Genomic DNA, 19,261 nt, shown 5'->3' with positions numbered 1-19,261 from the left:
CATAGGCTCTGAGCCGATCGCTTCAGGGCGATCGGTTCACGCGGATTGTCGTGACATTGGATGGATGGACGGCCTACCGGAGGCGGCTGAAATGCCGGTCCGACTCAATCAAGGCTCAAAAAATCGATACTGAAACGCGGATCGTGGAAATCTTGGCTTCAGGCCAGTCCTGAAGTGTCGTCGTCGTCGAGAGAGGAGATGAGCGGACGAAAGCCGGCCGTGACGCCGGCTGTCCGACCATTCCGCATCAGGCCCGCGAACGGACGCCTTCAAATGCATGAGCGAGGAAGATGCCGGCGCCAACCAGACCCATCACCGCTGTCATTGCTTCGATCATCGTGAACACACCCTTGTTGCGCCCCGTGTGAAGGAAACGACGTGCAGCCCTGCACAGTCAAAATGATTCAGGGGCCGGTAAATCAGAACGCCCCTAAGTGAGCTTTTCACGCAACATATGTGTCCAAAAAGGTGCACTCGCAACAGCGCGACGCAGATGAGTGCACGCAAGGGCAGTTGGCGCACGTCGAGGACAACTGCCGTGATAGGCGCCCAGAGCGCTGGAAAGCTCCGGTTAACCACGGCGGGGGTCACCCCATTTCCGCCGTGTTCGGGTTGCGTTATCTTTGAGCAATTGAGTTGCGGGGGACGCGACTCGGGGAGAAGCCGGGACGTGCGGGCCTTTGGGATGGGCTCGGACGGCGACCGGCGAAGCGGTATTTGGGGTCGATGGGGATTGGTCACACAGATCCGGCAGGCCGAGCGGCGCGCAGTGCCGTCGCTGTCCTTGCCTGCCTGATGGTCGCGAACTGCGCCTCGTCGAACAAGTTCGCCAGCAAGGTCGATCCGAAATACGGCGTGTCATCGAGCCCGCGCGTGGTCGGCTTTGGCGAGCCGGTGCCGAAGGGCGGCGGCGTTTACCGAATCGGCAAGCCCTATACCGTCGCCGGCAAGACCTACGTGCCGGAGGAGGACGTCAACTACCGCGCCGAGGGCATGGCGTCCTGGTACGGCGATGATTTTCACGGCCGTCTCACCGCCAATGGCGAGGTGTTCGACATGACCTCGCTGACGGCGGCGCATCCGACGCTTCCGCTCCCGAGCTATGCCCGCGTCACCAATCTCGCCAACGGCAAATCGCTGATCGTGCGGATCAATGATCGCGGCCCGTACCATGGCAACCGGCTGATCGACGTCTCCAACAAGGCGGCCGACCTGCTCGAGTTCAAGGGCAACGGCATCGCCAAGGTGCGGGTCGAATATGTCGGCCGGGCGCCGCTCGAAGGCTCCGACGACACCCAGCTGATGGCGACGTTGCGCACCGGCATCCCGGCACCGGCGCCGTCCCTGGTGCGCGTGGCCTCAGCCAAGCCGTTCGTGCCCGAGATGGGCGCCAGCCGTCCGATTCGCGGCGAGATCCCTTTGCCGGAGGGACGGCCCTATACGCTCGGCGACACCTCGGCCGCCATGGCCTCGATTGGCGCCGCCTCGGAATTGTCGGCATCGAGCCGGACGCGGGGACGCAGCCTCGAGAATCCGCGGGCGGTCTCATATAACCAGGACGGCCGTTATGTTTCGCAAGGACAGGCTGCTGGCAATGACGGCGCCGACGAAGCGCGCGACATCATGAGCGGCCGCGGGCTTTACTGACCGCCCCGAGGCGAACCGCCCGAGATTGACATCGCGTCAAGGTTGGCCTCGCCAAAGCCACGCCTTCGGTACGCAGCCCAACCGCCCTCTTCGGGGCGGTTTTGATTCGGACGAACTCTATCGCGCGCTGAACGGCACCCGCGCCTTGGCCGAGAAGGTCCACACGCGGGTGTTGCCGCCGATGCCGCCATATTCGGCGTCGAGACCGACGCCGGCGCCGCCGGCCGTCTCGATACCGAGGCCGCCGGTGAAGCGGGCCGACCAGCCCTGCAGCAGCGGCGTCGAGGCCAGTGCGCCGGCGACGATGGCGTTGGCGTCCTCCTTATTGAAATAATAGTCGCCATACATGCCGAGGAAGGGCGTCAGCATGAGGCCGCTGTCGAGCCACGCGACCGGGTAGGCCGCGCGCAGACCGCTGGAGGCGCGGCCGCTGGCGAAGTCATAGGAGCCCTGACGTGTGCCGAGCGAGTCGGTGTAGGCGTTCTGGTGCTCCCACAGTGCGTACACCTTGGCGGAGGGCTCGAGCACAAAGCCGGACCATTTGTAGTTGCCGGTCAGACCCGAGGAGAGCATCCAGCGCTGGCCGGTGAAGTTGCCCTGCGCCGTTCCTGCGCTGCCATTATAGCCGATGCCTGAATAGGCGACCGCGGCATCGAAACGCAGCGTCGGCACGATCTTCCAGCCGAGATAGGCGCCAGTTGTCCAGCCATCGCCCTTCAGCTTTCCATTGATGTCCTGCTGCGTATAGCTGAACGTCTCGTAGCCGCCGAGCACGCCGACCAGGACGCTCGGCGCGGCGCGATAGGTCAGCCCCATCATGGCGTTGAGCTGCTGGCCGTAGAGCGAGGCCTGGCTGGACTGGGTGACGCCGAAGCTGTTGGTCGTGCCGAAGCGATCGACGCCGGTGCCGCGCACGTCGGCCCACAGCAGCCACTCCTTCTGCTCATGCCATTTCGGCGAGGCCTGCTTCTTGTCGCCGCGGTCGATCGCGGCAAAGGCATCGTCGACCCGCCCGCGACCCCGACCGCGCGGCGGCTCCCGCCCCGGCAGCAGCGAGGCAGCGGCATTGGTGCCCGGGGCGCTGTCTGCGGCCGGAGGCCGCTCGTCCTGATCGCGCGGATCGGCCGAGAAGTTGAAGCGCATGCGCGTGCCACCCGGTGTCAGGAATGCCCCACCGCTGTCGCTGAAACCGTCGGCAATGGCATCATCGATGGCGCCCGAGATCGCCTGTCCCGAATTCTGCGCCACCATCTTGCTGACGGTCTGCTGCAGCGAGCGCAGCCGCACGCTGTCGACCGGCACGTTGACGGTCTGGGCAAGACCCGGCGAGGTGCTTGCGGTGAACAGCGCGCTGCCGCCATAGGTCGCGGTAATGGTGTGGCTGCCGACCGCGAGCGTGGACGTGGCGAGAGTCGCCACGCCGCCGGCCAGCGTTGCCGTGCCGATCGGCGAGCCATTGTCGTTGAAGGTCACCGTGCCGGCCGGCGTGCCGCCGCCGCCTTGCGGCGCCACGGTCGCGGTGAAGGTCACCGCCTGGCCGAACTGACTCGGGTTCTGTGACGAGGTCAGCGTCACCGTGGTGGCGAGCTGTCCGACAGAAAGGCTGAATGTGGCGGTGGCGGTCGCGCTGACGCTGTCGGTCACCGTCACCGTATAGGTCGCCGCGGCCGTCGTGGCGGTCGGTGTGCCGCTGATCTGGCCGTTCGACGTATTGAAGCTGAGGCCAGTCGGCAGGGCGGGAGCCACCGCGTAGGTCAGCGCGCCGGTGCCGCCGGAGCCGGTGACCGGCGCGAACGGCGTCACCGCCTGGTTGATCGGGAGCGCGGTGGAGGGCACGGCCGTCGTCGCCACGACCGGACCATTGACGGTCAGGCTGAAGGTAGAGCTCGCGGTCGCGCTATTGGTGTCGGTCACGGTGACCGTGAAGGTCGTCGCCGCGGTCGGCGCGGTCGGCGTGCCGGTGACCTGGCCGCTCGACGTATTGAAGCTGAGACCGGTCGGCAAAGTGGGAGACACCGCATAGGTCAGTGTCCCCGTGCCGCCCGAGCCGGTGACCGGCGTGAACGGCGTGACCGGTTGATTGTACGGCAGAGTGGTGGACGGCACGGCCGTGGTCGCTGCAACCGCGCCGCTGACCGTCAGGCTGAAGGTGTTGGTGGCGGTCCCGTTGGCGGCATCGGTCACGGTGACCGTGTAGGTGGCGGCGCCGCTCGCAGTCGTCGGCGTGCCGCTGATGCTGCCATTCGCGGCGTTGATCGTCAGACCCGTCGGCAGCGAAGGCGATACGCTGTAGGTGTACGGCGTCGTGCCGCCACCGCCGGTGACCGGCGTGAAGGCGGTGACGGCCTGATTGGCCGTCACGACCTTCGACGCGATGGACTGCGTGGCCGTCACCGCACCGTTCACGGTCAGGCTGAAGGTGTTGCTCGCGGTCGCGCTGTTGGCGTCGGTGATCGTCACCGTGTAGGTGGTCGCGCCGCTTGTCACCGTCGGCGTGCCCGTGATCGCGCCGGAGCTCGTATTGAGCGTGAGGCCGGTCGGCAGCGACGGTGAGACGCTGTAGGTGTAGGACGGCGTGCCGCCCGCTGCGGTGACGGGAGTAAACGATGTGACGGCCGCATTCTGTGTGACCGCCTTGGAGGCGATCGCCTGCGTGGCGCTCAGCGGGCCGTTGACCGTAAGCTGAAAGGTGTTGCTTGCCGTGCCGTTGTTGGCATCCGTCACCGTCACCGTATAGGTCGTCGTGCTGCTGACGGCGGTCGGCGTGCCGCTGACCTGGCCGGTGCTGGTGTTGAAGCTGAGGCCAGCAGGCAGGGTCGGCGCGATCGCAAAGGAGCGCGGCGTTGTGCCGCCACCGCCTGCGATCGGGGTGAACGGGGTGATGGCCGTGTTCACGGTGACGGTGGCCGCGCTCACCGACTGGGTCGCCGTGACCGCGGTGTTCACCGTGAGGCTGAAGGTATTGCTGGCAGTGGCCGTGTTGAAATCGGTCACCGTGACAGTGTAGGTGGTCGCGCCGATGCTCGCTGTCGGCGTTCCCGTGATTGCGCCGGTGCCGGTGTTGAGCGTCAGGCCGGCTGGCAGCGAAGGCGCGATGCTGTAACTCAGCAACGGCGTCCCGCCGCTGCCGGTGACCGGGGTAAACGACGTCGCGGCCGCGTTCTGCGTCAGGACCTTCGATGCGACCGACTGTGTCGCGGTCACGGCCGAATTGACGGTCAGGCTGAACGTGTTCGAGGCGGTCGCGCTGTTCGCATCGGTCACGGTGACGGTGTACGTCGCGGCGCCGCTCGCAGCCGTCGGCGTGCCGGTGATCGCGCCGGTCGAAGTATTGAGAGTGAGGCCCGAGGGCAGGGACGGCGAGACGCTGTAGGTATAGGACGGCGTGCCGCCGCCACCGGTGACCGGCGTGAAGTTGGTCGATGGCTGATTCTGCGTCAGCGTCTTCGAAGCGACGATCTGGGTGGCCGTGACCGCGCCGTTGACCGTCAGGCTGAAGGTGTTGCTGGCGGTGGCGCTGTTGGCGTCGGTCACCGTGACCGTGTAAGTGGTCGCGCCGCTGGTCACGGTGGGCGTGCCGGTGATGGCGCCGGTTCCCGTGTTGAAGCTGAGGCCTGCGGGCAGCGTCGGCGAAATGCCATAGCTGAGCGGCGCGGTGCCGCCGGATCCGGTGACCGGCGTGAACGAGGTCGTCGCGGTGTTGACGGTCAACCCCTTCGACGCAATGGCCTGCGTCGCGGTCGGGCCGGGCAGGTTGACGGTGATGACCCATGGCGTGGTGGCCGGCGCCGGGGTGGACGAGCATGACACATTTGCGTCGCTACAGTTGGACGCATAGTAGAGCGTGATCGTATCCTGACCACTGCCCGTCAGACTGTTCAGCGTAATGGCGATCTGCGCGTTGCCGGTATTTGCGTTCTGGGTCCCGTTCGAGCTGCTCGGAACCAGCGTGTAGCCGGCCTTGGAGGTCGTCGGACTATAGTTGCTGAAGGCGATCGTGCTGCTGCCGCCGATCGGGAAGAGGGTCGACGCATCCGTGCCGGCCACGCCGTACAGACCGTAGATGACCGCATCGTTTCCCGTGTTGGATCCGGGGACGTTCAGACAGAGGGTATAGGTTTGGGCCGTCGACGTGAAAGTGATCGTGGCACCGCCGGTCGAGCTGGTGGTTTGATCGCAGGCCGCCTGCGCCGATGAGATCGACGCGCCCATGGCCGCGAGAACGACAAAGGTCGTCACCGCCAACGTTCTCGCGTTGCTAACGGCCGACGACCAGCGAATCAGAAACTGCTGGAACGACGTCTTCCACGCGCCAATCATGATCGAGAAAAGCTGCACCTTGCCCCTGCGCTTCCCCGAGATCGCGGCCGACATCGGACCACGACCCCAAATGTCTTGCGACTGCAATAAAGATTACCGAATACTTACCGTTGATTAAGCTTTGTCTCTCCTGGGCCGCAAGCTGACGATGCGTGGAACCGCTCCGTCGCGCGTCCTTTCTCCAGGTCAGTTGCATGGCCGCAACACCGCGACCATTTCGCGCGTTGGGCAAAGCCTTGAAAGATGTCGCTACATCCTGTGCGGGTTCACGCTTGACTGTTCCCGTAGGATGCATGACACTTTCGAATTGCGCATGACGAATATCGAGCGGCTTGGTTGTTCGCGTTCGTCGCGACGTGTTTTGTTGTCTCTGCGAAGTTATCCGCGCTGAAATTGCAAAAAATCATTTGGAGGAATGCATGCCGCTTACGCCTGTGCTCGGGCAAATCATGCCATTTGCTGGAAGCCAGCCGCCGAGAGGGTGGGCGTTCTGTAACGGTGCTCTGTTGGCGATCCAGACGAACCAGGCATTGTTTTCCCTGCTCGGCACCTATTACGGCGGCAATGGTGTCACGACATTCGCACTTCCGGATCTCCGCGGGCGGGCTATCCTCGGCTCAACCGGCAGCAGTGGTCAGTTTCCCGTTGGTATGATCAGCGGCGAGACCGCGGTCACGCTCACGACGGCGCAGATGCCGACCCATAATCATTCAATCCAGGCGTCCAGCAATGACGGCGCGGGCCGTGGTGCGTCGGCGACCAACAACGTGTTCGCGACCAACAAGATCCCGCCGGACAATCCCACGCTGATCTTCACGACCGCCGGGACGAATCAGGTGCCGCTGTCGCTCAGCACCAACATCGTCGACACCGGCGGCGGGCAGCCCCACAACAACATGCAGCCTTATCTCGTGATCAATTATCTGATCGCGATGAACGGGGTTTACCCCTCGCGCAACTGAGATTGCTGCTCGACGCTCTCGTTTTCTCACTATCGTTGGACTCCTCCGCATTGCGCCCGCTTCGCGGAGCCCACCGCACCTGAAAGGATGTCGGGATGTCAGACCCGTTTCTCGGCGAGATCAGGCTGTTTGGCTTTCCGCGCGTGCCGGATGGCTGGCTGGCCTGCGACGGCAGTTCGTTGTCCATCGCCAATTACGATGCGCTTTACGCAGTGATCGGGACCACCTTTGGCGGCGACGGTGTCCAGACCTTCAATCTGCCGGATCTGCGCGGCCGCGTTCCGATCGGGCAGGGCACGCCGCCCGGCGGCGCGTCCTATGTGCTGGGGGAGCTGGCTGGTGAGGACGAGCACACCTTGATCACGACCGAGATGCCCACGCACAGCCACGCTTTGCTGGCGTCGACCACGGTCGCGGACACGGCAACGCCGGGGACCAATACCCTGCTGGGGACCGCGACAACGGGCAATCTCTACGCGCCCAGTGCTGACGCCGGGACTTACGAAGTGATGGCGGCCTGCGTCGGGCCGGCGGGGCAGAGCGTAGCTCACAACAACATCATGCCGACCGTCGTCGGCAATTACTGCATCTGCATCAACGGCGTCTTTCCTTCGCCGGGCTGACGCCTTCGCGTTCGATCGGCTCCATTGCGCATTCTTCAGGAGAGACCTCGTGTCAGATCCCTTCGTTGGCGAAATCCAGGCTTTTCCGTTCACCTTCGCAGCCGACGGCTTCAACAACGCCTGGCTGCCGTGCTTCGGTCAATTGCTTCCGATCCAGCGATATTCGCCGTTGTTCGCGCTGATCGGCACCTATTACGGCGGCAACGGCACCACCAATTTCGCCCTGCCGAATCTGAGCGGCGCAATCACGAACGGGCAGGGCGACGGACCAGGTCTGCAGCCGCGCGTCATCGGTGAGACGATCGGGACCAGCACCGCCTTTCTGACCACGGCCGAGATGCCCGCGCATGCCCACACGCTGCAGCTCGGCAGCAAAACGGCCGCGAATGCCACGCCGGGGCCGGGCACGGGCGTGGGCATTGTGGCGATCGATCCCAGCTTCAACGGCTTCCTGCCGCCGCCGGGCAATACGACGCTGGCGGTGAACGAGGTCACGCCCAACGGGCAGAGCATTCCGCACGACAACATGCAGCCGACCCAGGCCCTGATCTGGTGCATTTGCTACGCAGGCGTTTTCCCGTCGTTCAACAACTCCTGAGCCGAGCAGGCTTGGGAGTGACGATCGACGCCGAGATCGTCTCGCGGGACGTTCGTTTGCGGCTGCGGCTCGCCGACACGGCCGACGAACCATTTCTGTGCGACCTGTTTGGCTCCGTCAAAGGCGCGCAACTCGCCGCGAGCGGCTTTCCGTCGGCGGTGCTCGACCTCGTCGTGGCGCAGCAGTATCGCGCGCAAGTCGCGGGCTATGCGGCGCAGTGCCCGGCGGCGCAGTCGCTGATCATCCTGCGCGACGGTTCGCCGGTCGGACGATTGCTGCTCGATCGCGCTATCACGCGATGGCACGTCATCGATCTCGCGCTGCTGCCAGGCGCGCGCAACGGGGGCGTCGGGCGCGAGATCATGCAGGCGGTCGCCGCCGCGGCACGGGAGCAGGGCGCCGAGGTCCTCTCGCTCGCGGTCGCGACGAGCAATGAGGACGCGATGCGGTTCTATGCCCGGCTCGGCTTCTGCGACATCGCGGATGCGGCCACGGCCTCGCATCGCTGGATGGAGCTTGTGCTCGCGCCCTAGCCCGTCGGCGCGACCTCGCGCAGAAACGCGATCAGCGCCGCATTCACGTCATCAGCGCATTCCTGCTGGATCCAGTGACCGGCGCCGTCGATGATCAGCTTGCGCCGGAGGTCGGGCAGCACGCGCTCCATGTCCTTCACACGCTTGGCGCCGATGATCCCCTTGATCACGGCATCGCCGCTGCCGGCAATGAACAGCGACGGCTGCCGGATCTGCGCATCCTGCCACGGCGCGGTAAGCTCCCAGTTGCGATCGATGTTGCGGTACCAGTTGAGGCCGCCGCGGAAGCCGGAGGCGCGGTAGGCCGCGACGAACTCGGCGAGGTCGGCCTCGCTCAGCCATGCCGGCAGCGGCAGGTCGGCATTCACCGCGCCGAGGAAGCCGTTGTCTGGCGTGACGAACAGCGACTGCGGATCGGAGAAGCCGCGGGCGAGCATCGTGCGCATCGTCAGCGCGACATCCCGCTCGAGCTCGGCTTCGGCGACGCCCGGCGTCTGAAAGTATTGCCAGTAGAAGTTCGCGATGCCGCCGGCGCGGAGGGTCTCGAGCGGCCTGCCGCGGCCGCGCAACGGCGGCGGCACGCTCAGGCCGGCCACGGCGGTGAACAGGTCGGGGCGAAACATCGCGGCGTGCCATGCCACCGGCGCGCCCCAGTCGTGGCCGATGATGACGGCATTGCCCGCGCCGAGCGCCGTGACCAGCGCCACCATGTCGCCGACGTTGTCGAAGATCGAGTAGGCGGCGATGTCGGCAGGCGCCTGCGAGCGGCCGAAGCCGCGCATGTCCGGCGCGACGACGCGATAGCCTGCCGCGGCGAGGGCCGGGATCTGGTGCCGCCACGAATAGGACAGCTCGGGCCAGCCGTGACACAGCAGCACGAGTGGCCCCTCGCCCTGTTCGCGCACGAATAGCTCAATTCCATTGGCCTTGACGATCCGCGTCGCTGACACCGCTTCCACCCTCGACTTCTTGATTTTGTCTGGCAGCCGCCATCGTATCGCACCGGGCGCTGAGCGGTGCAAATCGCGGGAAAGTCGCCGCATCCGCGGGATTGCCGAGTTGTTTGGGCACCGCCCAGATGCTAGTTTCCGAGCGCGCTCCAGAGCTTAGCCGATGAATCTCATGCTTTTTCCGTTCCGCTCCCCCGGCTTGACGTCCGGGCGGGTGACACGTGCGCTGATCGTCGCGGCGGCTGTCGTCGCCGTCGGCTGGAGCGGTGTGCTGTATGCCGCCAACCAGAGCGTCCAGGGCGCGAAGAAGGACGATGGCGGCTTCGACGGTGATGCGCCGACCGCGATCCTCGTCGAGGCCAACAGCGGCAGCGTGCTGTTCGAAAAGAACGCCGACGAGCTGCGCGCCCCCTCCAGCATGATGAAGCTGATGACCGCCGAGGTGGTCTTCAACGCCGTCAAGGACGGCACGATCAAGCTCAACGACGAATACCGGATCAGCGAGAACGCCTGGCGCAAGGGCGGGGCGCCGTCGGGCACCTCGACAATGTTCGCCGCGCTCAACAGCAAGGTTTCGGTCAGCGACCTCCTGCACGGCGCGATCATCCAGAGCGGCAACGATGCCTGCATCGCGCTCGCCGAGGGCATGGCCGGCAACGAGAAGATCTTTGCCGCTGACTACATGACCAAGCGGGCCCGCGAGATCGGCCTCACCAAATCGACCTTTGCAAACTCCAACGGGCTGCCCGACCCCGGCAACAAGATGACGGTGCGGGAGCTGTCGATGCTCGCCCGCCACATCATCCTGGACTTCCCCGAGTTCTATAAGCTGTTCGGCGAGAAGGAATTCACCTGGAACAAGATCCGCCAGCAGAACCGCAATCCGCTGCTGAACGCGATGGAAGGCGCCGACGGGCTGAAGACCGGCTACACCAAGGAGGGCGGCTACGGCATGGTCGGCTCGGCCGTGCAGAATGGCACGCGGCTGATCGTCGTGGTCAATGGCCTCGAGGATCCCGAGGATCGCGCCACCGAGGCCAAGAAGATGCTGGAATGGGGGTTCCGCAATTTCGAGACCCGCACCCTGTTCGCCGCCGACCAGACGCTCGGCTATGCCAAGGTGTTCGGCGGCGAGAGCCGCTCGGTGAAGCTGTCGAGCCCGGTGCCGGTCAAGGTGATGGTGCAGAAGAACGGCGGCGAGAAGCTGCTCGCGCGGATCATCTATAGCGGCCCGGTGAAGGCGCCGGTCGAGTCAGGGCAGAAGGTCGGGGTTGTCAGGGTGTGGCGCGGCCCCAATATCGCCATGGAGGCCCCCGTCTATGCTGCGGAGGCGGTGGGCAGGGGGTCCACGATGCGGCGCGCGATCGATGGGGCAAGCGAGCTCGTGATCGGAATGTTCCGCGCCGGGGCCGAGAAGCTCTAGAAACATGGCGGATGCAGCTTTGAAACGTGGTCCTGGCCGCGGCCGGTTCGTCACCTTCGAGGGCGGCGAGGGCGCCGGAAAATCCACGCAGATCAAGATGTTGGCGGACCGTCTGGAGAAAGAGGGTGTGCGCGTGGTGCTGACCCGCGAGCCCGGCGGCTCGCCGGGCGCCGAGATCATGCGCCACCTCGTGCTGTCCGGCATGGGCAAGCTGCTCGGCGCGGAGGCGGAGACGCTGCTGTTCGCCGCCGCGCGCGACGACCATGTGCGCAACGTGATTCTCCCGGCGCTCAACCAGGGCAGCTGGGTGCTGTGCGACCGCTTCTTCGATTCGACCCGGGCCTATCAGGGCAGCCAGGGCAAGGTCGCGCTCGACGTGCTCAATGCGATGCAGCGGGTGACGATCGGCGACCTCAAGCCGGACCTGACGCTCATCCTCGACGTGCCTGTCGAGGTCGGCCTGCAGCGCGCGTCGGCGCGACGCGGCAGCGGCACGCCGGACCGGTTCGAAGGCGAGGACGTCAAGTTCCACAAGGGGCTGCGCGACGCCTTTCACAAGATCGCCGCGGACGATCCAAGGCGCTGCGTGCTGATCGATGCCACCGCGAATGCCGAGACGGTATCGCATATCGTCTGGGACGCCGTGCGCGAGCGCCTGTTCACGGCGGTGGCGGCGGCGTCATGAGCGCGCGCAAGGTCGAGCCCGAGATCACGGTCCGCCATCCACGCGAGACCACGGCGCTGTTCGGCCACCGCGAGGCGGAGGCCGCTTTGCTGGCCGCCTATCGCAGCGGACGGATGGCGCATGCCTGGTTGATCGGCGGCCCGCAGGGCATCGGCAAGGCGACGCTGGCCTATCGCATGGCGCGGTTCGTGCTGACGCATCGCGATCCCCTGGCGCCCGAGGTCCGCGCAGCCGAGTCGCTCCACGTCGCTGACGACGACCATGTCGCGCGGCTGATCGCCTCGGAAGCGCATGGCGGGCTGCTGACCTTGGAGCGCTCCGCCAATGATAAGGGCGTGCTGCGCACCGTCATCACGGTTGACGAGACCCGCGAGACGATCTCGTTCTTCGGCTCGACCGCAGCTGTCGACGGCTGGCGCGTCTGCATCGTCGACACCGTCGACGAGCTCAATCCGAACGCGGCGAACGCGCTGCTTAAGATCCTCGAGGAGCCACCGCAGCAATCGCTGTTCCTGCTCGTCAGCCACGCCCCGGCCCGGGTGCTCGCGACGATCAAATCGCGCTGCCGACGGCTGGCGCTGCGGGCGCTGTCGACCGACGACGTCATCAGCGCGGCTGCGGAAGCCACCGGCATGGACGGCGGCGAACCGGCGCTGCGCGAGGCGGCCAAGGCCTCCGAGGGCAGCGTCTCCAGGACCCTGATGCTGATGGGCGGCGACGGGCTGCAGCTGCAGACCCGAACCGCCGCGCTGCTCGCGAGCCTGCCGCGAATCGACGCCGGCGAACTGCATGCGCTGGGCGACGCGCTCGGCACCAGCGACCGCGTCGCTCTGGCGAGCTTCCTCGACAGCATCGAGCGCTGGGTGGCGGAGCGGCTGCGGGCGCAAGATCCCAACGCGGAACTGCCGCGCCTTGCACGGCTGGCGGAGGTATGGGAAAAGATCGTCCGCGCCGCGCGCGACACCGAATCCTATAATCTGGAGCGAAAACCGCTGGTTTTCTCGGTGTTCGGGATGCTCGCCGAAGCCACGCGGTAACGCGCCGACCCTCATCCCGGGATCATCAGGATCAATCCGTCGACCGACGACGTCAAAGAGGAATTTGCCGTGGCCAAGGCCAGCAAGACAACCGTGAAGAAGGGCAAGCCGGCGACCAAGGGCGCCGCGACGAAGGCTGCCGCCAAGAAGACTGCGAAGTCGCCCGCGAAGGCCAAGGCCGGCGCGGAAGCGAAGGCAGCCAAGGACGACGCCACGAAGAAGGCAAGGGCGAGCAAGGCGAAGGCTGCCGAGGCCTCTGCTGCGAAGGCCGCGAAGGCCAAGAGCAAGGCACCTAAGTCCAAGGCGTCCAAGAACGCTCAGAACAAGAGTGCTCAGAACAAGAGCGCTCCGAAGAAAGCCGCGAAGGCGCCGGCCAAGAAGGTGGCAGCAAAGCCCGCGGCGCCGCCGGCCAAGAAAGTGTCTGGCAAGCCCGCCGTGGCGAAGAAACCCGCAGCCGCGAAGCCGCCGGCTGCGCCGAAAAAGTCCACCGCGCCTGCTGTTGTGGAATCGGCGAAGCCGCCGCGTGCCGCGAGGCCCAGGGCGGTTCGCAAGCCGAAGGTCGAGGCGGCCGCAATTCCCGAGGCCGAGATTGTCGAGATCGAGGTCGCCGAGGTCGAAGTGACAGAAGTCGGGGTGTCAGAAGCCGACGTGATCGACATCGAGGAGGCAGCAGCGCCCGTCGCCGCCGCGCCTGCCGACGGCAACACCTTTTACGTCACGACCGCGATCGCCTATCCCAACGGCAACCCGCATATCGGCCACGCCTACGAGGCGATCGCGACCGACGCCATCGCGCGCTTCGCGCGGCTCGACGGCAAGGACGTGTTCTTCCTCACCGGCACCGACGAGCACGGCCTGAAGATGGTGCAGACCGCGCAGAACGAGGGGCTGACGCCGTCGGAACTCGCGACCCGCAATGCGGCCCGTTTCCGCGAGATGGACGAACGGCTGAACATCTCGTTCGATCGCTTCATTCGCACCACCGAGCCGGCGCACCACGCCTCGGTGCAGGCGGTATGGACGCGCATGCTCGCTAATGACGACATCTACGCCGACACCTATGCCGGCTGGTACTCGGTACGCGACGAGGCCTATTACGCCGAGGACGAGACGGTCGTCGGCGAGGACAATATCCGGCGCGGGCCGCAGGGCACGCCGGTCGACTGGGTGGAGGAGAAGAGCTACTTCTTCCGCCTGTCGGCCTATCAGGACAAGCTGCTGGCGCTGTATGAGAGCCAGCCGGACTTCATCGGGCCGGATGCTCGGCGCAACGAGATCATCAGCTTCGTCAAGGGCGGGCTGAAGGATCTGTCGATCTCGCGCACCACCTTCGACTGGGGCATTCGCGTGCCGCATGACGAGGAGCATGTGATGTATGTCTGGGTCGACGCCCTGACCAACTACATCACCGGTGTCGGCTTCCCCGACGAGCGCGATCCGAACTGGAAGTACTGGCCGGCGGACGTCCACGTCATCGGTAAGGACATCATCCGCTTTCACGCGGTGTACTGGCCGGCGTTCCTGATGTCGGCCGGCGTGCCCGTGCCGAAGCGGGTCTATGCGCACGGCTTCCTGTTCAACAGAGGCGAGAAGATGTCGAAGTCGGTCGGCAACGTCGTCGATCCGTTCAACCTCGCCGACCAGTATGGCGTCGACCAGCTGCGCTACTTCTTCCTGCGCGAGGTGCCGTTCGGCCAGGACGGCAACTACAATCACGAGGCGATCGTCGCGCGCATCAACGCCGACCTCGCCAACGACCTCGGCAATCTCGCGCAGCGCTCGCTGTCGATGATCGCAAAGCAGCTCGGCGGCGTGCTGCCGGAGCCGGGCGAGTTCTCGGCCAACGATAAAGCGATCCTGGCCGAAGCCGATGCGATGATCGGCGCGGCACGGAAAGCCATGGCGACGCAGCAGATCCACCAATGGCTCAACGCCGTCTGGTCGGTCGTGGCCGAGGCCAACCGTTATTTCGCGGGCGAAGCGCCGTGGGCGCTGGCCAAGACCGATCCGAAGCGCCAGCACACCGTGCTCTACGTCACCGCCGAGGTGATCCGGCAGGTCGCGATCCTGACCCAGCCGGTCATGCCGGCGGCCTCCGCGAAGCTGCTCGACAGCTTGGGGATCCCCGAGGACGAGCGCAGCTTCGCGCGGCTCGGCGGCGAGATACGCATCGCGGCCGGCACGCAGCTTCCGGCGCCGCAGGCGGTGTTCCCGCGCTACATCGAGCCGACGGCGGCATGATGCTGGTCGACAGTCATTGCCATCTGGATTTTCCGGATTTTGCTGAAGATCTGGATGGCATCGTCACGCGCGCCGCCGCCGCCGGCGTCGGCCGCCTGGTGACGATCTCGACGCGGGTGCGCAGGCTGCCCGAGCTGCTCGCGATCGCCGAGCGGTTCGACAACGTGTTCTGCTCGGTCGGCACGCATCCGCACAATGCGGATGAGGAGGATGGCATCGCGGCCGAGGAGCTGATCGCGCTCACCCGCCACCCGAAGGTGGTCGCGCTCGGCGAGGCCGGGCTCGACAATTTCTACGACCACGGCTCCAAGGACGCCCAGGAGCGCGGGTTCCGGGCGCACATCGCGGCCGCCCGCGAAACCGGCCTGCCGCTGGTGATCCACACCCGCGAAGCCGACGAGCAGTGCAGCCGCATCCTCGACGAGGAGATAGCGCGCGGACCTTTCAAGGCCGTGCTGCATTGCTACACCGGCGGACGGGAGCTGGCGATGAAGGCGATCGATCTCGGACTGCACATCTCGTTCACGGGCATCGTGACGTTCAAGAAGTCGGAGAGCCTGCGCGCGCTCGCCGCCGAGGTGCCGGCCGACCGCATCATGGTCGAGACCGACGCGCCTTATCTGGCGCCGGGCAAGTTCCGCGGCAAGCGCAACGAGCCGGCCTATGTGGTGGAGACCGCGAAGGTGCTCGCCGAGACCCGCGGTGTCTCGTTCGAGGAGTTCTCGCGGCAGACGACAGAGACCTTCTTCAAGCTGTTCTCCAAGGTGCCGCGGCCCGAGGTGCCGGCATGACCCTGACGCTCACCATTCTCGGCTGCGGCTCCTCGGCCGGCGTGCCGCGCCCGGCGCTGGGGTGGGGCGCCTGCGACCCCAACAACCCGAAGAACCGCCGCCGCCGCTGCTCGCTGCTGGCCGAACGCCGCGGCGCGCATGGCGTGACGCGCGTGGTGATCGACACCTCGCCGGACCTGCGCGAGCAGCTGATCGACACGCACGTCGATCACATCGACGCGGTGTTCCTGACGCATGAGCATGCCGACCAGACCCACGGCATCGACGATCTGCGCTCGGTGGTGCTGCACCAGCGCCGCCGCATCCCGGTCTATCTGAACCAGTCCACCGCCAAGGACATCATGCACCGGTTCTCGTATTGCTTCATCTCGCCACCGGGCAGCGACTATCCGCCGATCCTGACGCAGCACTCGATCGAGGCCGGCGAGACCCAGGCGGTGGAGGGGAAGGGCGGTGAGCTGAGGCTGACGGCCTTCATGGTCCAGCATGGCAACATTCCCGCGCTCGGCTACCGCATCGGTGACGCGGCCTACACGCCCGACCTCAACGACATTCCCGAGGAGAGCTGGGGCGCGCTGGAGGATCTCGACCTTTGGATCGTCGACGGCCTGCGCCCCGCCTCTCATCCGAGCCATTTCTCCGTCAACGACGCGCTCGCCTGGATCGAACGCTTCAAGCCGAAGCGCGCCGTCATCACCAACATGACAGCCGATCTGGACTACGAAGTGCTGCGCCAGAGCCTGCCGGCCGGCGTGGTGCCCGCGTATGACGGCATGCGGCTGGAGCTGACGGCGTAGGCCTCCTCGGCCTCCCAGCCGTCATTGCGAGGAGCCGAAGGCGACGAAGCATCCAGAGCCGTTGCGGGACTCTGGATTGCTTCGCTTCGCTCGCAATGACGGTTTTGGCAAGCCCCGAGGTTTCAAGCTCGGCCAATACCAGGAACATGGAGGCGCTACATGCTGTCGCTGTTCTTCGAAGTCGAGATCAAGCCCGGCCATCTCGACCAGTACCTGCAGCTCGCAGCCTCCCTGCGGCCCGAGCTCGACGCGCTCGGCGGCTGCCTGTTCCTCGATCGCTTCAAGAGCCTGTCGCGCGATAATCTGATCCTGTCCTATCAGATCTGGCAGGACGAGGGCGCCATCACCGCCTGGCGCGTCCACGCCCATCACCACGACATCCAGACGCTCGGCCGCGACAAGGTGTTCTCAGACTATCGCCTGCGCGTCGCCGAGCTAATCCACGAGGTGAGGCCGGGGCAGCCGGCCTGGCAGCCGGAGCGGCGCGGGACGTACAACGATCCGAAGCGGCGCGCTCCGACTTACGTGTTGGTGCTGGAGACCGCCGAGCCGCAGCTGAAGGCCGTGACGGGTCGCACCGTTGAGAGCTTTTCCAGCGTCTATCGCGAAGGCCGCTTCGCGCATCTGATCGAGCTGCCGGACGAAGCCACCGGCATCGCGCTGAGCACGCAGCTGCTTGCCGAACCCGGCGCCGACAACATTCGCATCGTTGAAGTCAGCAGAGACTACGGCATGTACGACCGCCGCGAAGCGCCGCAATACTATCCGGAGAAGAGCAGAGAGAGTTAGTTGCCGTCATTGCGAGCGCAGCGAAGCAATCCAGGAGCTCAGCAAGGACTCTGGATTGCTTCGCTGCGCTCGCAATGACGACTGGGCTGGTATCCAGGCTCCGACGCGAAGTGCGTAGGGCGGATTAGCGGAGCGTAATCCGCCATGGCGCAGACAACGAAGGCGGCGGGTTACGCCTGCGGCTAACCCGCCCTACTCATGTGGCTACGCCGAAATCGCCTTGGCCGAATTCACCTCGTTCCGCAGCAGGAACTTCTGGATCTTCCCCGTAGACGTCTTCGGGATCGGCCCGAACACCACGACCTTGGGTGTCTTGAAGCCGGACATATGGCTGCGGCAATAGGCGATGATCTCGGCTTCCGTCGCCTGGGCGCCGTCCTTCAGCTCGACGAAGGCGCAGGGGACCTCGCCCCATTTCGGGTCGGGCTTGGCGACGACGGCGGCGAACAGCACGGCGGGGTGCTTGTAGAGGATGTCCTCGACCTCGACGGAGGAGATGTTCTCGCCGCCGGAGATGATGATGTCCTTGGAGCGGTCCTTGATGATGACGTAGCCGTGCTCGTCGAGCACGCCGAGATCGCCGGTGTGAAACCAGCCGCCGGCGAAGGCTTCCTGCGTGGCTTTCTCGTTCTTGAGGTAGCCCTTCATGACGATGTTGCCGCGGAACATGACCTCGCCGATGGTCTCGCCGTCGCGCGGCACCTCCTGCATCGTCTCCGGATCGAGCACGGTGACGGCTTCCTGGAGAGGATAGGGCACGCCCTGGCGGCGCTTCAGCCGCGCCCGCTCCGGCGCCGGCAAATCGTCCCAGCCGGGCTGTTCGGCGCAGACGGAGGCGGGGCCATAGACCTCGGTGAGACCGTAGACATGCGTCAGCTTGATGCCGATGCTCTCGGCGCCTTCGAGCACCGCCACCGGCGGCGCGGCGCCGGCAATCAGGCCCACGACAGGCTTCTCGCGCTTACCCTTGGGCGCATCCGGCGCGTTGATCAGCACGTTGTAGACGATCGGCGCGCCGCACATATGGGTGACGCCGTGGGCCTTGATCAGCTCGAAGATCCTGGTCGGCTCGACCTTGCGCAGGCAGACATTGACGCCGGCCGCCGCCGCCATGGTCCAGGGGAAGCACCAGCCGTTGCAGTGGAACATCGGCAGGGTCCAGAGATAGACCGGATGCTGGCCGAGCCCGCCGGCGAGGATGTTGCTGACAGCGTTGAGATACGCGCCGCGGTGATGCGTGACCACACCCTTCGGGTTGCCGGTCGTGCCCGACGTGTAGCTCATCGCGATCGCATCCCACTCATCCGTGGGACGGCGCGGTTCGAACGACGGATCACCGGCCGCGACGGCGGCCTCGTATTCGATCTCGCCGATACGGCTGCCGCCCGTGTAGGACGCATCGTCGACGTCGATCACGAACGGCTTCGCGCCGCTCATCAGCTTCAACGCCTCGCTGATCACGCCGGAAAATTCCGGATCGACCAGGATGATCTTGGCCTGTCCGTGGTCGAGCTGAAAGGCAATCGACGGCGCATCGAGCCGGATGTTGAGCGTGTTGAGCACGGCGCCGGTCATCGGCACGGCGAAATGCGCCTCGTTCATCGCCGGGATGTTCGGCAGCATCGCCGCCACGGTGTCGCCCGTGCCGATGCCCCGGCCGACCAGATACGACGCGAAGCGCCGGCAGCGCTCATAGGTCTGGCGCCAGGTGAAGCTGCGGCCCTCATAGACCGTGCTGACATGGTCCGGGTAGACGGCCGCGCTGCGCGCCAGGAAGCTGAGCGGGGTCAGGGGCACATAGTTCGCCGGCGTCTTGTCCAGGCCGATCAGATATTGGTTCGTGCTCATCGCCACCCTCCCTGGTT

Annotated in this window: 16 protein-coding genes; 12 read left to right on the top strand and 4 right to left on the bottom strand. The window is 65.8% G+C overall.

Annotated features, from left to right (window positions below; genetic code table 11):
- Positions 1-726: 726 nt before the first annotated feature.
- Positions 727-1,647: a septal ring lytic transglycosylase RlpA family protein gene (locus BRAO375_RS25855; RefSeq protein WP_083842537.1), complete on the top strand. Its 921-nt coding sequence runs from the start codon at positions 727-729 to the stop codon at positions 1,645-1,647.
- A 117-nt stretch (positions 1,648-1,764) separates the two neighbouring features.
- Here the strand turns inward: BRAO375_RS25855 and BRAO375_RS25850 are convergent, their stop codons facing one another.
- On the bottom strand, positions 1,765-5,886 hold the full coding sequence (locus BRAO375_RS25850; RefSeq protein WP_244423296.1) for a putative Ig domain-containing protein: 4,122 nt from the start codon (positions 5,884-5,886) through the stop codon (positions 1,765-1,767).
- Between the two features lie 19 nt (positions 5,887-5,905).
- Complete coding sequence (locus BRAO375_RS37640; protein WP_139031468.1) at positions 5,906-6,163, bottom strand: hypothetical protein; 258 nt, start codon at positions 6,161-6,163, stop codon at positions 5,906-5,908.
- A gap of 223 nt (positions 6,164-6,386) precedes the next feature.
- On the opposite strand from BRAO375_RS37640, the gene BRAO375_RS25845 reads away from it, so the two are divergent.
- The 4 genes from BRAO375_RS25845 (at position 6,387) to BRAO375_RS25830 (ending at position 8,683) form a co-directional block, all read left to right on the top strand.
- Positions 6,387-6,929: a phage tail protein gene (locus BRAO375_RS25845; RefSeq protein ID WP_009030394.1), complete on the top strand. Its 543-nt coding sequence runs from the start codon at positions 6,387-6,389 to the stop codon at positions 6,927-6,929.
- Between the two features lie 95 nt (positions 6,930-7,024).
- Entirely contained in the window at positions 7,025-7,552 is a 528-nt protein-coding gene (locus BRAO375_RS25840) for a phage tail protein (protein WP_009030393.1), read from the top strand.
- A 49-nt stretch (positions 7,553-7,601) separates the two neighbouring features.
- Entirely contained in the window at positions 7,602-8,150 is a 549-nt protein-coding gene (locus BRAO375_RS25835; RefSeq protein WP_009030392.1) for a phage tail protein, read from the top strand.
- 17 nt (positions 8,151-8,167) lie between these two features.
- On the top strand, positions 8,168-8,683 hold the full coding sequence (locus BRAO375_RS25830; RefSeq protein WP_009030391.1) for a GNAT family N-acetyltransferase: 516 nt from the start codon (positions 8,168-8,170) through the stop codon (positions 8,681-8,683).
- Here the strand turns inward: BRAO375_RS25830 and BRAO375_RS25825 are convergent.
- Positions 8,680-9,633, bottom strand: coding sequence for an alpha/beta fold hydrolase (locus tag BRAO375_RS25825; RefSeq protein ID WP_035642208.1), 954 nt, complete (start codon positions 9,631-9,633; stop codon positions 8,680-8,682). The two genes, BRAO375_RS25830 and BRAO375_RS25825, sit on opposite strands and share 4 nt — an antisense overlap.
- Positions 9,634-9,796: 163 nt before the next feature.
- On the opposite strand from BRAO375_RS25825, the gene BRAO375_RS25820 reads away from it, so the two are divergent.
- The 7 genes from BRAO375_RS25820 (at position 9,797) to BRAO375_RS25790 (ending at position 17,396) form a co-directional block, all read left to right on the top strand.
- Positions 9,797-11,056, top strand: coding sequence for a D-alanyl-D-alanine carboxypeptidase family protein (locus BRAO375_RS25820; protein WP_035642197.1), 1,260 nt, complete (start codon positions 9,797-9,799; stop codon positions 11,054-11,056).
- Positions 11,057-11,060: 4 nt separating this feature from the next.
- Positions 11,061-11,741, top strand: a complete 681-nt coding sequence (gene tmk / locus BRAO375_RS25815) for a dTMP kinase (RefSeq protein ID WP_009030388.1) — start codon at positions 11,061-11,063, stop codon at positions 11,739-11,741.
- Complete coding sequence (locus BRAO375_RS25810; RefSeq protein WP_009030387.1) at positions 11,738-12,778, top strand: DNA polymerase III subunit delta'; 1,041 nt, start codon at positions 11,738-11,740, stop codon at positions 12,776-12,778. The genes tmk and BRAO375_RS25810 overlap by 4 nt, the downstream gene beginning before the upstream one ends.
- A 69-nt stretch (positions 12,779-12,847) precedes the next feature.
- A complete protein-coding gene (gene metG, locus BRAO375_RS25805) occupies positions 12,848-15,019 on the top strand; it encodes a methionine--tRNA ligase (protein ID WP_009030386.1) in 2,172 nt (723 codons plus the stop codon).
- On the top strand, positions 15,019-15,810 hold the full coding sequence (locus tag BRAO375_RS25800) for a TatD family hydrolase (protein WP_009030385.1): 792 nt from the start codon (positions 15,019-15,021) through the stop codon (positions 15,808-15,810). The genes metG and BRAO375_RS25800 overlap by 1 nt, the downstream gene beginning before the upstream one ends.
- On the top strand, positions 15,807-16,607 hold the full coding sequence (locus BRAO375_RS25795) for an MBL fold metallo-hydrolase (RefSeq protein ID WP_009030384.1): 801 nt from the start codon (positions 15,807-15,809) through the stop codon (positions 16,605-16,607). Before BRAO375_RS25800 ends, BRAO375_RS25795 begins: the two co-directional genes overlap by 4 nt.
- A gap of 159 nt (positions 16,608-16,766) precedes the next feature.
- Positions 16,767-17,396, top strand: coding sequence for an antibiotic biosynthesis monooxygenase family protein (locus tag BRAO375_RS25790; RefSeq protein WP_009030383.1), 630 nt, complete (start codon positions 16,767-16,769; stop codon positions 17,394-17,396).
- 204 nt (positions 17,397-17,600) lie between these two features.
- Here the strand turns inward: BRAO375_RS25790 and BRAO375_RS25785 are convergent, their stop codons facing one another.
- Positions 17,601-19,244: an acyl-CoA synthetase gene (locus BRAO375_RS25785; protein WP_009030382.1), complete on the bottom strand. Its 1,644-nt coding sequence runs from the start codon at positions 19,242-19,244 to the stop codon at positions 17,601-17,603.
- Positions 19,245-19,261: the final 17 nt, after the last annotated feature.

Origin of the sequence: Bradyrhizobium sp. ORS 375 (assembly GCF_000239775.1) — a bacterium.
Taxonomy (GTDB): domain Bacteria; phylum Pseudomonadota; class Alphaproteobacteria; order Rhizobiales; family Xanthobacteraceae; genus Bradyrhizobium.
The sequence above is the reverse complement of the archived record's forward strand: the minus strand, read 5'-3'. Positions and strand labels throughout refer to the sequence as shown.